The organism is Gabonibacter massiliensis, from assembly GCA_001487125.1.
Classification (GTDB): domain Bacteria; phylum Bacteroidota; class Bacteroidia; order Bacteroidales; family Marinifilaceae; genus Gabonibacter; species Gabonibacter massiliensis.
On sequence record LN913012.1, the window covers coordinates 308,426 to 322,690 of the forward strand.

A 14,265-nucleotide genomic window follows, 5' to 3' on the forward strand; every position below is an offset into this window, starting at 1 on the left:
CTAAAATCTTTGCCAAAATTATATTAATACTCGTTGTAAACAAAGTATTTCAAGTTTTTTTTTAATCCTAAAAACCCTTTATCCCGTAGATTCGTAAGGAATAAGGAAATTGAAATATAAAAGGTAAAATAATGAAGATAGGAGAAAAAGAATTATCCGGCGGCGCTTCTTCCGAAGAAGTGTATGAATTGATGGAAACGGGGCGAAGTTATGTATCGGATAAGCGGGAAGGAGGCCGGGAACCGGAAAGACCTGCTTTTTTAACCGTACTTTGTATTCTGACCTTTATCGGTAGCGGATCCACTCTTTTAGTCAGCTTCGTGAGTCTATTGATATCCGGTTACATAGAGCAATTGTTTTGGATGAATGGAATGGTTCCCCAGGAGTATCTTTCCGGGCAAACTGTAATGATGGCTTCTTTTATTTCACTCGTGTTGAGCGGAGCTTCTCTTTATGGAGCACATCGGATGTGGCGATTGGATAAATTCGGTTTTTTTGTATACACGACCGTGCAATTCGTATCGATATTTCTTATTTATAATGTATTGGGTTTATTGGTCAATGCGGCTTTTGTTTTGATGTATTATGCAAATTATAAATATATGGTAAAATAGTTCTAATATTTTATATATTTGATTTCAAATTTAATTTTGAATACTATGGAAAATCCTTTTGAAACGAGTAAACCGAAACGTTCGGCCTTTTTAACGGTACTTTGTATCCTGACTTTTATCGGGAGTGGCTGGGGAATTTTAAGTAATTTAATGGGATTGTTTACAGCGGGGCTTCAGAATTCTGCAATGGAAATACAGCAGTTTTATCAAAGTAGCGGAAGTTCGGGTTCCGGTTTTCTTAAAGCATGGATGAATTCGAGCATGGATCTTATGCAAGTGACAGCCCTGCATGCAACAGCGATTAATTTATCCGGTTTGTTTTTGTCTTTGTTTAGTTTGATCGGGGCTATTTTTATGTTTAATTTGAGAAAGGTCGGGTTTTATATTTATTCGGCAGCTCAGATTTTGGCTTTGTTCGTACTTCCTTATTATGCAGGTTTTTCGATGATCGTCTGGGTCTCATTCCTTACTTCCGGCTTTTTTGTCTTGCTGTTTATTGTCCTTTATGCGGTCAATTACAGGCAAATGAAATAAAAGCGGCGATAAAATCTCCCCGGAGACCGTACAATGTTTTGTTTGCCTACATGGTAAATAAATAAAAAAGCCCTTGGAAACAAGGGCTTTTTTATTCATGTTATCCTCCGAAATTGTCGTACATAACGTTTTCGTCGGGAACACCTAAATCGTATAACATTTTCGTGACGGCCTGAATCATCATAGGAGGTCCGCACAAATAGTATTCAATATCTTCCGGATTTTCGTGATTCTTGAGGTATTGTTCGTAGATTACCTGATGTACGAATCCCGGCTTATAAGCTACTCCAGCCGCATCAGCCACCGGATCCGGTTTATCAAGAGCCAAGGTCCACCTGAAGTTCGGGTTTTCTTCTTGTATCTTATTGAATTGATCCACATAAGGGGCTTCCTGCAATGCTCGGGCACCGTACCAGAAGGTCACTTTCCGTTTCGTGTGCATGGTTTTAAATAAATTGAAGATGTGCGAACGCATCGGGGCCATACCGGCACCTCCACCGATAAACATCATCTCGTTATTGGTATCCCGTAGAAAAAATTCTCCATAAGGTCCGGAAATGGTCACCTTATCACCCGGTTTGCGAGTGAAAATATAAGATGAACAGATGCCCGGGTTTACATGGGCGAATCCACCTATTGCTTTGTCGAACGGGGGAGTGGCAATACGGATATTCAACATGATGATATTCCCTTCTGCCGGGTGGTTGGCCATGGAGTAGGCTCTGTAAGTGGCTTCCGGATTATGCATTTTCAAATCGAACATCTTCATGCGCTCCCAGTCTGCCCGGTATTTCTCGTTTACCTCAATATCTTTGAAATCAACATCGATGGCCGGTACATCTATTTGAATATAACCTCCCGATTTGAATTTCAAAGTTTCCCCTTCCGGCAATTTCACGACGAACTCCTTCAAGAAAGTTGAAATGTTGTTATTGGAAACGACTTCACATTCCCATTTTTTGATACCCAATACGGATTCGGGAATTTCCATCTCGATGTTTTCTTTCACTTTTACCTGGCAGGCCAGACGCCAGTTATCGTGTTGCTGTTTATAGGAGAAGAAGCCCGTTTCGGTGGGAAGAATGGATCCCGCACCCGATTCTACCTGACAACGGCACATGCCGCAGGAGCCTTTTCCTCCGCAAGCCGAAGGAAGAAATATTTTATTATTTCCGAGGGTGGCCAATAAGGTTGACCCGGGTTCCGTTGTTATCTCTTTTTCGCCATGGTTGATGCTGACCTTCACTTCCCCCTTGGGAGTTAGTTTTGCTTTGGCAAACAGGAGCATGCCCACGAGAATGAGTGTTACGATAAGGAACACGATTACTCCTGCCGTGACGATCGCTGTATTTATTACTAATAATGTCATCTTATTAATTTTAGATTTACTGATAAAGTGATCCCGTGATTTTAGATTCTGTGATTAATCGTCACTGAATCGGCAATCTCTAAATCACTGAATTGTTTTACAGATTGATACCCAAAAAACTCATGAATGAAATAGCCATTAATCCTGTCACGATAAACGTAATCCCTATACCTCGCAGGGGAGCGGGGATATTCGAGTATTTTAGTTTTTCACGGATAGCAGCGATTCCCACGATGGCAAGTAACCAGCCGATACCGGACCCTAATCCGAATGCAGTGGCTTCCGCTACGTTTGCGTAGCCTCTTTCTTGCATGAATAATGATGCTCCCATGATGGCACAGTTAACGGCAATCAACGGTAAAAATATTCCCAATTGATTGTATAAAGTCGGTGCGAATTTCTCAACGACCATCTCCACTAATTGTACCATCGCGGCGATAACGGCGATAAACATAATAAAACTTAAAAAGCTGAGATCGATGTTGGCCGCACTCTCTCCCAGCAACCAGGTCAATGCTCCGGCTTTTAGCACGTAGTTGTCCAACAAATAGTTTACCGGAACGGTAATCAGTAACACGAAAACGACAGCTATACCCAAACCGAAAGAAGTTTTAACGGTTTTCGACACGGCCAGATAAGAACACATACCCAAGAAGTATGCGAAAATCATGTTGTCGATGAATATAGAGCGAATGAATATATTTAAAAGGTTTTCCATATCTTCATTTTATCTTTTGGTTAACTACTTCTGTTCGATTAAGTCTTTATTCCTGGAACGGTGTATCCAAATAATGATTCCTACAATGATCAGGGCCATCGGAGGAAGAATCATCAAACCGTTATTCATGTATCCCATATCGTAAAAAGCCTGTGGTACCACTTTGATACCGAAGAGTGTTCCTGAACCGAGTAACTCCCGGAAAAAAGCCACGATAACCAGGATGATTCCGTATCCCAAACCATTGCCGATACCGTCGAGAAGGGAAGGCCACGGTTTGTTTCCTAAAGCGAAAGCCTCGATTCGGCCCATGATGATACAGTTTGTAATAATCAAACCGACGAATACGGATAGTTGTTTACTTACATCGTAAGCATAGGCTTTTAATATTTGATCCACGATGATTACTAAAGCTGCGACCACAACCAACTGCACGATAATACGGATACGGGTCGGGATGGTATTTCTCAACAGCGAAAGGATCACGTTAGAGAAGGCGGTTACGGCAGTAACAGATAGTGCCATAACGATGGCCGGTTCTAATTTTGCCGTAACAGCAAGAGCAGAACATATTCCCAAAACCTGTACGAGGATCGGGTTATTCTTGCTCAAAGGACCTAACAATAGTTGTAGGTTCTTAGCTGAAAATAATGCTTCTTTTTCGCTCATCAGAATTATTTTTTTAAGAATTGTTCGTAACAGGTTAAGTAATTTTTAAGCATGCTTTCTACTCCTTTGGAGGTGATGGTTCCCCCGGAGATGGCATCCACTTCATGCGGGCCGGTAGCTCCTCCGCCTTTTTTCACGAATATGGAGACCAGATTACCGTTATCAAAGATTGTTTTTCCGTCAAATTGACGACGGAATTGATCTTGAGTAATTTCTGCTCCAAGGCCGGGAGTTTCACCTTTGTGATCGAAAACGGTTCCGTAAACGGTATTTTTATCCTCGTTTAGCGAAATATATCCCCAGATGGGTCCCCATAGACCGGTTCCTTGTAACGGCAAGATGTATTTGATCACGCCATCGATATTGGCCACGTAGACCGGAAGCTGTCTATCTTCGCACGATTTTTTCACTTCCTTGCTGAGATCAACCGCGAAAGCGTTCCCCGCCACTTCTTCTCCTTTCGAATTGACAATAAATTGTTTGGTAATGTATTTGTCGAATAGTTCTTTGGAGTTTTCCGGGGTGGAGGTAATATTCACAGAACGCAGTATGTTCTGTCTTTTTTCATTCTCTATATTTTCATTTTGGGTAGGCTGTAACCACAGGGCTATCACGGACAGCAGAACGGCAACGATGACTACCAGTATAATGGAATATATAAAGGTGTATGTATTTCCTTGTTTATTCATCTCTCTTTGATTTAGAATTAGATCAATCTACCATGACTTTTGCCCTTTTCAACCGGCGTTTAATGTTGCCTTGCACAACAAACCAGTCGATAAGCGGAGCGAACGTGTTCATTAACAAAATGGCTAACATCATTCCTTCCGGATACCCCGGATTCAAGGTCCTGATTAAAATTGCCATTACTCCGAGAATAAATCCGTAAATCCATTTTCCCTTTTCGGTTTGAGCTGAAGTTACCGGATCTGTCGCCATGAATACGGCGCCGAAGGCAAACCCTCCCATCACCAAATGATCGATAGCATCTACGGCTGCATACGGGTTTGTTTCGGGTAAGGTTAGGTTTAACAAGTAAGCCATGCAGAATCCTCCGATAAAAGTGGATAGCATGATTTTCCAACTTCCAATTCCTGTTGCAATCAATAGAATAGCACCCAGTAAAATACAGAAGGTAGAGGTCTCTCCAATGGATCCCGGAATCAATCCCCAAAACATGGTGCTGAAGTCTGCGGTTAGAGGTGTGCCTTGGGCGGCCTGAGCCAACGGCGTAGCCTGTGAAAAACCGTCAGGCATTCCTGCGATCCATACTTTATCGCCGGAGATCATAGAAGGGTAGGAGAAAAAGAAAAATGCCCGAGCCAATAGAGCCGGATTCCAAATGTTCATCCCGGTTCCTCCGAATATTTCCTTTCCGATGATGACCGCAAAGGCTGTAGACACGGCAATCATCCATAACGGTGCGTTTACCGGCATGATTAACGGAATCAACAAGCCGGATACAAGAAAGCCTTCGTTAATTTCATGCCCTCTGATTTGTGCCACGGCGAATTCTATACCTAACCCGACCACGTAAGAGACGATGATCATGGGAAGAACTCTCCATAGACCGTAAAAGAATAGTTCGAAGAATCCGGTTTCCGCTAATGAACCGATAGCTTTGAAATGCTGATAACCTACATTGTAAATACCGAACAGTAAAGCCGGGATCAGGGCTATGACCACGATGATCATGGTTCTTTTTAAATCAACGGCATCCCTGATATTGCAACCTGAAGTCGTTGTGCGATTGGGCACAAAAAGAAAAGACTCGAAACCCGTGAAAACGGAGTGCAACTTGTGCAGTTTACCTCCCTCTTCGAATTTAGGCTTTTGCTTATCTAAATAATTTCGTAAAAAGTTCATTTTCTATTGTTTTGAATTTATGATTTATGATTTTTGATTTCCGAAATCTAAAATCTAAAATCGTCAATTAACTCAGTTCTTTCATCATCAGTTCAATACCTTGCTCTACGATTTGTTGTACCGGAGTTTTAGAGGTGCAAACAAATTCACAAAGAGCCAAGTCTTCCGGTGCAATTTCATACATACCCAATTGCTCCATCTTATCCAGGTCTTCGGCTAAAACGGCTTTTAGCAGGTAAACCGGCAGAATGTCCATGGGTAATACTTTCTCGTATTGTCCGGTGACGACAAACGCTCTCTCTTCTCCATGATAATTTGCGTTCAACGCGTATTTCTTGTTGGGAAATAAGAAAGAGGGGAAGGTTTTGGACATGGAGAATTTGTTGAATCCGGGGGTGGCCCAACCTAAAAATTCGTATTCGTCTCCCTCCGGAATGACGGTTACCATATTGTTGTAATAACCCAAGAACGACTCCGGGGATACTTTATAACCCGTGAGAACATTTCCGGAAATGATCCGTTGGTGTACTTGGTTCTTCAACTTGTTTTTAACGATACAACCGATATTTGCGCCGAGGATTGTTTTATAATATGCTGGTTTTTTCACCTCGGAACCTACTAAGGCAATAATTTTACGCGCATCGAAATGGCCTGTTAAAAATAACCGACCTATGATGGCAACATCCATGATATTGACAACCCATACGATATCTCCTTTATTGATCGGATCCAAATGATGGATTTGTATGCCTACGTTCCCGGCTGGGTGGGGACCGCTGAAATAGTTGATCTCAACGTTTTTTAGTTTTGCAAAAATGGAATGGGAAGGAGTTCCTTCTCGGAGATTTAAATATACCTTTTTATTGCAAAGCTTTTTCAGGCAATCGATACCCGTCTGTAATGCCTCTTCTTCTCCTTGTAAGGCGAACTCGAAATCAGGAGCTAACGGAGCCGAGTCAAAGCCTGAAATGAAAATGGCTTTCGGTGTGGTTTCCGGGTTTGCAATTACGTCGTAAGGACGTTGTTTGATCATGGGCCATATTCCGCTTTCAAGTAATTTGGAAATGATCTCCTCCCGGTTTAATTTGTTCACATCAGCCTTACCGAAATCTTTGTAGCTGATTTCTGCATCCGCTTTTATGACAATCTCTAATAATTTTCTTCTTTCACCTCTGTTTACCGTATCCACGATACCGCTAACCGGGGCCGTAAACTGGACTTCAGGTCTGTATTTATCCGAGAATAATACGTCGCCTGCTTTAACTTCATTGCCTGCTTTTACCATTAGTTTAGGAGTAAGCGCTCGGAAATCGGTAGGCTTTACCGCGTATAGGTTACATCCCTCCACGGAGGCCACGGTTTTTTCCGCCTCTCCTTTTAACTTGATATCAAGGCCTTTTTTCAGTTTTATTACCTTGGACATTGTTCTTTTATATTTTTGATATGTAGATAATTATTTATTAATCTATCGTAAAACAAACGTTTTCAAAATACCTGCAAATATATAACCTATTATTGAATTTTATCCGTAATTGTCAGGTTAATTCTTACGATGACTTACTTTTTTTTTCGTGAGCTTTTTTTTGTCGTTTTTTTGACGAAATGTACCTTTAAACGGGTTATCGATTGTTTTGGCATGTAATTTGTATAAATACAAGAACTAATCAAAGGTTAATCAAGAGTATCCAAACAATAGAGAAAAGAAATATGAAACAAATCTTGTTTTTTTGTCTGGCGGTATTAGGGGCTGTCTCGTGTAAATCGGCTAAGGAAAATTTGCCGTTGACGGGAGTGAATTGGGTTGCCGAAAGTTTGAACGGTAAAGAGTTAAAAATGAAAAATAGCAACCAACAAGTCAGTATCACTTTTGAGAAGGCGGGGAAAAAGGTGGCGGGACAAGCCGGATGTAACCGTTTTTTCGGGACCTATGCCACGGAGGAGGATAAATTGACCTTTAGTCAGATGGGAGCGACCAAGATGGCCTGTCCTAATATGGATATCGAGGTAACCTTTTTTAAGATGCTGGACGAAACGAATCGTTTTGTAATTAAAAACGATAAATTGAGTTTGAAAAACGACGGGAATGTGATTGCTGTTTTTAAAGCGGAAAAAATAGAAAAGAAAAAGTGATTGAAATAAATATTTACAATTGATTCTTCAGTACATAGAAAAAACATCCGGCAAATACCGGATGTTTTTTTATACGATTTCGGCAACGACAAAAGTGCTTCCGCCGATGTAAATCATGTCCCGGGGTGATGCTGCTTTTTGTGCGGCTCGATATGCGGCATCTACCGTGGGAAAGGTTTCTCCCGTTAATCCGACAGACCGGGCTTTTTCAGCTAAAATTTTTTCGTTCATGGCTCTTGGAATGGAAGCTTTACAGAAGTAGTACGCGGCATCTTTAGGCAGGATATGCAAAACGCTGTCGACATCTTTATCGTTTACCATACCGATGACAAAATGTAGTTTTTCGTATCGACAAGCATTTATTTGAGCGACAACCTCGGTCAATCCGTCTATATTATGTCCGGTATCGCATACCGTGTACGGATGTTTCTTTAATTCCTGCCAACGTCCTAAAAGACCGGTATTTTGTATCGTACGGGCGATCCCGGCGTAGACGGCATGATCCGGGAGAGACAACCCTTGTTCTTTCAGTGTTAGAACGGTTTCTAATACGGTCGGAATATTTTTTCGTTGGTAGAACCCTTTTAGATCCGGTTGGATATTGTCGAATAGGATCCCGTTTCGACGGTGAAGGGTATAGGTGTTTGTAGAATTCCGGTTTACTTCCCAGTTGTCGGAAGCAAATTCAAGAAGCGATTGGCATTCGTCCGCTTTATCCTCGAAAACGAAATCCGTTGCGGTATCCCGCGTACCGATAATTACCGGGACTTGAGGTTTTATGATACCGGCTTTTTCGCGTGCTATTTTCTCGAGCGTGTCTCCAAGAAGAGCCATGTGATCGAAAGAGATGTTCGTAATGATAGAAGCCAAAGGCTTAATGATATTGGTGGAATCGAGCCGGCCGCCTAACCCGACCTCGATGACGGCTATATCTACTTGTTGATCCGCGAAGTATTTGAACGCCATGGCAACGGTCATTTCAAAAAACGAGGGTTTTATCTCGGCAAAAAGATCCCGGTTGTCTTTTACAAAATTCACGACGTATTCTTCACTGACCATTTCTCCATTGATTTTGATCCGCTCGCGGAAATCTTTCAAATGGGGAGATGTGTATAGTCCCGTTTTATATCCGGCTTCCTGAAGGATGGAGGCCAGCATATGCGAGACGGAACCTTTACCGTTCGTGCCTGCCACGTGTATGGTTTTGAATTGACGATGAGGGGAGTCAAAATGTTGATCCAACTTTAAAGTATTATCTAAATTAGCTTTATAAGCAGCTTTTCCTTCTCTTTGGTACATCGGTAGTTGAGCGAAAAGCCATTCTAATGTTTCTTTGTAATTCATGATAGATACAAAATCTTTTTATTGAGCGTGCAAAAGTAACAATAATCACGGTAAGGAAGAATACGAAATCGGAAATTTCAGCGTGCGGCTGGTGCTATTTTCGCTTCCTGCAAATTTTAAAGATGGGGTTATTTACAGGAGAAACATGCTGTAAGTGATGGGAGGGAGAGGGAATGGGCATGGAATGTTAAAAAAGAAATAGTATGATTTTTTGCAGATGATTCGCGAAAAGATGTACCTTTGCAGAAATTATTGAACGCTTTATGAGTAGTGATAATAAAATAGTTCCAGTGCCCGTATTGAGGCGAATGCCGGCTTATCTTTCTTTTGTGAAGACTTTACAAAAACAGGGGGAGAAATATGTTTCCTCAACGCGCATTGCTGAATACATGGAGATTGATGCGACGCAAGTGACAAAGGATTTGTCTCATACGGGAATATCGGGCAAGACGAGAGTAGGATACGAGGTGGATAATTTTGTCTGTATTTTGGAAGATTTCTTAGGGTTCAATAAAATCAATAACGCTTTTCTTGTCGGGGTAGGTTCTCTGGGTAGTGCGTTACTTCATGATAAAGGTCTGCGTAATTTCGGGTTGAATATAGAGAAGGCATTTGATGTGGATCGTTCCAAAATCGGAACGAAGATTAATGACATTGAAATTTATCATATCGATCAATTTCGCGGAATGCCTGCCGAATGTAACGTGGCCATAGGAATTATTACGGTTCCCGCCGAATGTGCCCAGGGAGTAGCCGATCTGATGGTTGCTTGGGGAATAAAAGCCATATGGAACTTTACTCCGGCCCGTATAAAAGTTCCTTCCCATATTGCCGTGCAGAACACAACCATTTACACAAATTTGGCCATATTGTTTAATAAGCTCCATGCTCAAGAGTGACCAATGTCTTTTCATTGCCGTTTTTTTATCTTTGCCTTAATTAAGATTTAGTTTACAGAGAGTTTGGTGTGTTTGTTTTAATGAGTTTGCTATAAGTATCTGGACTGTTTTTATCATGGTAAGACATACTAAGTGTATTATTTGAAGATCAATTTTTTACCATACTGAAAAGTTATTTAAAAATTTTTCCTCATGGTTGATGAATTCTTAAAATTAGTATTAATGGTGAAAATTGTATTGAATTTTCGGGCCTTACTTTTTCTTTTGCTCTATTTTTACTTTGGCTTTATACTCGTAAATTTTACCGCCTGATTCCACTTTTATTGTATAATCTCCAGCGCTTTTCGGTGCCGCATTTCGCCGTACGATACAACCGTTATCTATTTCCCACAACACTTCTCCTTCCTTGTTTATAAGTTCTTTCTTCTCCTTAAAAACTCGGATTTCGGTTCGTTTTTCCCATACGCTATCCGGTAAATTTTCAGCAACCTTAAACACGATATCCTTGCCTTCCTTTACCGTGATCACGTCTTCTTTCGAAGCCGAAAGCAACAAACCTCCCGTGCAGCAGAGTATTAGGATTACAACTGTTTTAATTATTCTTTCCATAAGGATATAGTTTTGAAATTAATACTCTAAAGATATAAATATTATTCCAATAAACAAGCTATTATTCGTCCAGCTTCATCCATTTTACCGCATCCGCAAAGATGACCATATTCTTACGTCCCTTTTTGTCTTTATCCGATAATGTCACGCTTACTTCTCCTGCCGGGAGATCGAATACGCCGAGTTCTAACCATTCGAGTTGTAGGGAAACCTCTTTCAGGGTAACTTCTGGCCAAAGCTCTACTTCTTTCAGCCAATCCTTGCAACGTACCGTATAATAAAATATGATTTCGGAATAAAAATCATCGTCCACTATTCTTGAATTATTAATTTTACGAGAGTGAACCATGACCATTATCCGGTATTTGCCCGCTTCTTTTATATTTGTTTTCCAGGTTGCAGTACATTTCCCGCTGCCAAAACTTTTGTAATAAGCATGACGAATGGAATCTCCGTAAAAATTTTTATTGACAAGAGGATTCCAAAATCGTTCTTCCATGTTTTTAGTGTATAAATCCCCTGTCCGTTTTACCCCGAACCATTTTTGAAATAATGTCTGATTGGCTCGGTCGTCATACGAGAAATTGGGGTCTAAATTGTCCACGATGATTTCTTTGTGAGACGGTTGAAAAACGGAGGTGTCCATTTCGATCCACCCGGCTGGGGTTTCGACTTTACTACCGGAATAGGGTAACTCGTTATATATGAAAGAGAATTCATTGGGACGGTTAATGGCCATGCCTGTATTTAAAACAGCCGACGGGTAATACAATCCTTCTGCTGTTGAGATCGACCTGAAGGCTTTAGCCTCTCCCGGTTTAATATAACAACCGTAATTTTCTTTGCCCCGGCCCGTGATTAGCTTCATGAAAACAAAGCCGCCTTCTTTGCCCCGATTCATTACTTTCCCTTTTATTTCAACCCATCCGTTTGGATGGTCTTCGTCTCCGGGGTAAAAATTGCGTGTTAAATCTCTTACAGCGAAATATTGATTATGTCCACTTCTTAACCATTTGTCAAACACATCCCGTATGTTTCCTTCTATCTTCAGCTCTTTTGCCAATTGCTCGAGGCTGATAATGCCTTGTTGCTTGTGATAGACCTCTTCCAATCTCATGAAAAGAGAGTCCAAAGAAATCTTTGGACCCAAGTAATTGGTTAGTTCAAACAGGTTCTCGCGAACGGTATGGTATAAAATGTTGGGAGCGACTTCCCGGTCCTGCAAAGCGTTTTCTAAACAGTGATACCGTATGTAAGCCTGCAATTGTTTCTCGTCTCTACCTGAAAAATTGTAAATAAAGGGTTTTGCAAGACGGCCGGATACAAAATGCGACTTGTCGGAATATAAAGTTCTAAACAGAAAATCTGCAAAGGGGTACTTTGCGGAATATACATTTGAACGAGTGTCGTAAAACATCGCCATGGCATTCCAGAGAGTGTATTTCCACTTTCCTGTTTTTTTTCTCCATTTCAATAACGGATGACTGATCTGTGCATCGGCTCCTACTGTTTCTACTGCCATTTTTAAGGCGATGGATTGTCCGATCTCGTGGAAATATTCACTTTCCGTGTCGTATGAACCGATGTATCTGATTCTTCTATTGTCTTTTTCTCCTTTTGAGGAAATGGGAATGTTCAGTATTCCCATCAAATCCATGCCGAACCCTTTTTCCGGTAAAAATGTCATTCCTGGTTCCACTTGTCCACTCATGAATTTTCCTTCATTAAACTCCAATAAAAAAGATACCGGGGTTTCGATAAAACGGACATGAGCTACTCCATGCTCAGCCCAGCTTAAATCGGATAATTTTAAATCCGGATTAAAATAAAAATCACTTTGGAAATACGCTTTAATTCCTTCCGGTCTGGCCTGGGCAAAGTGTTCTAAAAATACATCCGGTTCTTGAAACGTGTTCAATGAAAACTTCAAACTGTCTATATCTAATATTCGACTCGTAAAATTACCACCGCATAAAGAGATTCCGGATAAGTAACTCGATGGTTCAAAAACGACAGAATCTTTACCGCGAAACTTTACTCCCTGCGAAAAAAGAACTCGTTGATTCGGACGGATAACCACCGTACGAAATTTAGTCACATCACGCCCGCTATACATCGGGCGAACGGGATTTACAGGAGGTAGGCCTGCCGGATACCATGCCGTAGCCGGAGTCAATAATAAATAATTATCTTTTACGAAGGCGCTTCGTCTACCCGTCGGAAAGAAAAAATCTCCCCGGAAACTGTTCTCGTGTCGATTGTCCGGGAGTTGTAAATCCGTGTAGCTTTCATCGATATTTCCTTCGTAACATATTCTGATACATAAAGAATCCCCCGCGGGTAGTTTTCGGTCAATAATAATCACCTGATTGTCGCGATCAAATGGTATTGTTTGGCCGTTTTCTTTCAATGATTTCACTTGCAGGCCGGGATTCAGGAAGAGTAACGGTTTATTCACCGTGGATTCGTTTAAGTTCAATAATGTTAAATTACTCTCCATCGTTAATCGGTCTCCCTGCTGTTTTGTGCGAATCTCGTGACGTTCCACATGACAAGGAGTTCCCATCCAGTGGTGGCTAAAACTTTCCCGGTAATTTTCTCGGATTTTTTGAGTCGGGAAATAACTGCCTTCGAGTAATAGACCACAAAATATACCCGTTACAATGAATGTCAACCCTCTGATAGCGTATAATTTAATTTGTCGAGGGTGTCCGGTCAGTCGGTTCATTTTCCTTACACTATATGATACGAGTCCTAATCCAACTAATAAAAAAATAAAACGATGCGACAAGTAATACCCTAATCCGACGTGTCCCAACAAGCCCGAAAACAGGTTGGGAATCCCCGTTGCTAAAAAATCGAGAGTTCCGTGTAAATGATAGGGTAACCACGATACGGACAGCACGAGCCAACTTACCAATAACACCCGTGCCAGGTATCGGTTCTTTACTATTCGTGCCAACCACAAACTCGAGCCTGTCATGAATAACAGTGACGGAATATTCAAAGTTAGAAAATAAAACAGATAATATCTGAAATCAATTGATGCCAAGCTTTCCAAATTCACAAGCAGCACGCAAGCCAATATAACGAAAATGTTCACGACAGCGCAAAGTAACATGCATCCTAATACCCGTCCCCAAGTATACTCGTTATTTTCCATCGGGCGGACATAAATAGATTCTAAACTGCCGCCCGTATTTTCCCGACGAGGGAAATCTGTTATTACGATGATAATGAATAACGACTGAACGACACAGAAAAGATACGCGTTTACAAGTGGTACGGAACAAGGCAATGCTACTAATTTCCAATTCTCACCATATCCTTGTCCTTGTAAAAGGACTTGCCATGAGATAATGCCCGCTGTAGAAAAAAGGGTAAATAACCAAAATACCCAATCGCGAACCTGTTGCTTGGCTTCGTAACAAGCCACATGCAATACATAACGTGTATTCATAACCCATAATCTTTGCAGTATATATAAAGCGGATTTAAAACATTTTAAATATA

The 14,265-nt window shown here is 41.1% G+C and carries 13 protein-coding genes; 4 read left to right on the top strand and 9 right to left on the bottom strand.

From position 1 onward, the window contains the following. Positions 1-131: 131 nt before the first annotated feature. Both BN3283_RS03650 and BN3283_RS03655 read left to right on the top strand, forming a co-directional pair. A complete protein-coding gene (locus BN3283_RS03650; protein ID WP_059025676.1) occupies positions 132-614 on the top strand; it encodes a hypothetical protein in 483 nt (160 codons plus the stop codon). A 45-nt stretch (positions 615-659) separates the two neighbouring features. Further along, entirely contained in the window at positions 660-1,148 is a 489-nt protein-coding gene (locus BN3283_RS03655) for a hypothetical protein (protein WP_059025677.1), read from the top strand. A gap of 100 nt (positions 1,149-1,248) precedes the next feature. Here BN3283_RS03655 and nqrF read toward each other — a convergent pair whose 3' ends face one another. The 6 genes from nqrF to BN3283_RS03685 all read right to left on the bottom strand — a co-directional run bounded on the left by nqrF (position 1,249) and on the right by BN3283_RS03685 (position 7,193). Then, the gene (gene nqrF / locus BN3283_RS03660; protein WP_041502078.1) at positions 1,249-2,517 is read right to left on the bottom strand and encodes an NADH:ubiquinone reductase (Na(+)-transporting) subunit F; all 1,269 of its coding nucleotides are present in this window, start codon (positions 2,515-2,517) and stop codon (positions 1,249-1,251) included. Positions 2,518-2,614: 97 nt separating this feature from the next. Next, positions 2,615-3,235, bottom strand: a complete 621-nt coding sequence (gene nqrE, locus BN3283_RS03665; RefSeq protein WP_041502077.1) for an NADH:ubiquinone reductase (Na(+)-transporting) subunit E — start codon at positions 3,233-3,235, stop codon at positions 2,615-2,617. 24 nt (positions 3,236-3,259) lie between these two features. Further along, entirely contained in the window at positions 3,260-3,904 is a 645-nt protein-coding gene (locus tag BN3283_RS03670) for an NADH:ubiquinone reductase (Na(+)-transporting) subunit D (RefSeq protein ID WP_041502076.1), read from the bottom strand. A 5-nt stretch (positions 3,905-3,909) separates the two neighbouring features. Then, on the bottom strand, positions 3,910-4,593 hold the full coding sequence (nqrC, locus tag BN3283_RS03675; RefSeq protein ID WP_041502075.1) for an NADH:ubiquinone reductase (Na(+)-transporting) subunit C: 684 nt from the start codon (positions 4,591-4,593) through the stop codon (positions 3,910-3,912). A gap of 22 nt (positions 4,594-4,615) precedes the next feature. Beyond that, entirely contained in the window at positions 4,616-5,770 is a 1,155-nt protein-coding gene (locus BN3283_RS03680; RefSeq protein ID WP_041502074.1) for an NADH:ubiquinone reductase (Na(+)-transporting) subunit B, read from the bottom strand. Positions 5,771-5,837: 67 nt separating this feature from the next. Beyond that, on the bottom strand, positions 5,838-7,193 hold the full coding sequence (locus BN3283_RS03685) for a Na(+)-translocating NADH-quinone reductase subunit A (RefSeq protein WP_059025678.1): 1,356 nt from the start codon (positions 7,191-7,193) through the stop codon (positions 5,838-5,840). A 284-nt stretch (positions 7,194-7,477) separates the two neighbouring features. On the opposite strand from BN3283_RS03685, the gene BN3283_RS03690 reads away from it, so the two are divergent. Then, complete coding sequence (locus tag BN3283_RS03690; protein WP_041502072.1) at positions 7,478-7,900, top strand: META domain-containing protein; 423 nt, start codon at positions 7,478-7,480, stop codon at positions 7,898-7,900. A gap of 69 nt (positions 7,901-7,969) precedes the next feature. Here the strand turns inward: BN3283_RS03690 and BN3283_RS03695 are convergent, their stop codons facing one another. Beyond that, positions 7,970-9,244 (bottom strand): bifunctional folylpolyglutamate synthase/dihydrofolate synthase, encoded by a 1,275-nt coding sequence (locus BN3283_RS03695; protein WP_059025679.1) that lies wholly within the window; start codon positions 9,242-9,244, stop codon positions 7,970-7,972. A gap of 263 nt (positions 9,245-9,507) precedes the next feature. Here BN3283_RS03695 and BN3283_RS03700 point away from each other — a divergent pair, with 263 nt between their 5' ends. Further along, positions 9,508-10,143: a redox-sensing transcriptional repressor Rex gene (locus BN3283_RS03700; protein WP_041502070.1), complete on the top strand. Its 636-nt coding sequence runs from the start codon at positions 9,508-9,510 to the stop codon at positions 10,141-10,143. A 252-nt stretch (positions 10,144-10,395) separates the two neighbouring features. Here BN3283_RS03700 and BN3283_RS03705 read toward each other — a convergent pair whose 3' ends face one another. Further along, entirely contained in the window at positions 10,396-10,752 is a 357-nt protein-coding gene (locus tag BN3283_RS03705) for a hypothetical protein (protein ID WP_059025680.1), read from the bottom strand. Between the two features lie 61 nt (positions 10,753-10,813). Then, the gene (locus BN3283_RS03710) at positions 10,814-14,212 is read right to left on the bottom strand and encodes a hypothetical protein (RefSeq protein WP_059025681.1); all 3,399 of its coding nucleotides are present in this window, start codon (positions 14,210-14,212) and stop codon (positions 10,814-10,816) included. Positions 14,213-14,265 lie beyond the last annotated feature (53 nt).

Excerpts from the sequence above, each read along its gene's own strand:
- BN3283_RS03690 (WP_041502072.1), top strand. The coding sequence starts at position 7,478 with ATGAAACAAATCTTGTTTTTTTGTCTGGCGGTATTAGGGGCTGTCTCG.
- BN3283_RS03685 (WP_059025678.1), bottom strand. The coding sequence starts at position 7,193 with ATGTCCAAGGTAATAAAACTGAAAAAAGGCCTTGATATCAAGTTAAAA.
- BN3283_RS03700 (WP_041502070.1), top strand. The coding sequence starts at position 9,508 with ATGAGTAGTGATAATAAAATAGTTCCAGTGCCCGTATTGAGGCGAATG.
- BN3283_RS03680 (WP_041502074.1), bottom strand. The coding sequence starts at position 5,770 with ATGAACTTTTTACGAAATTATTTAGATAAGCAAAAGCCTAAATTCGAA.
- nqrE (WP_041502077.1), bottom strand. The coding sequence starts at position 3,235 with ATGGAAAACCTTTTAAATATATTCATTCGCTCTATATTCATCGACAAC.
- BN3283_RS03695 (WP_059025679.1), bottom strand. The coding sequence starts at position 9,244 with ATGAATTACAAAGAAACATTAGAATGGCTTTTCGCTCAACTACCGATG.
- BN3283_RS03655 (WP_059025677.1), top strand. The coding sequence starts at position 660 with ATGGAAAATCCTTTTGAAACGAGTAAACCGAAACGTTCGGCCTTTTTA.
- nqrC (WP_041502075.1), bottom strand. The coding sequence starts at position 4,593 with ATGAATAAACAAGGAAATACATACACCTTTATATATTCCATTATACTG.
- BN3283_RS03670 (WP_041502076.1), bottom strand. The coding sequence starts at position 3,904 with ATGAGCGAAAAAGAAGCATTATTTTCAGCTAAGAACCTACAACTATTG.
- BN3283_RS03710 (WP_059025681.1), bottom strand. The coding sequence starts at position 14,212 with ATGAATACACGTTATGTATTGCATGTGGCTTGTTACGAAGCCAAGCAA.
- nqrF (WP_041502078.1), bottom strand. The coding sequence starts at position 2,517 with ATGACATTATTAGTAATAAATACAGCGATCGTCACGGCAGGAGTAATC.
- BN3283_RS03705 (WP_059025680.1), bottom strand. The coding sequence starts at position 10,752 with ATGGAAAGAATAATTAAAACAGTTGTAATCCTAATACTCTGCTGCACG.
- BN3283_RS03650 (WP_059025676.1), top strand. The coding sequence starts at position 132 with ATGAAGATAGGAGAAAAAGAATTATCCGGCGGCGCTTCTTCCGAAGAA.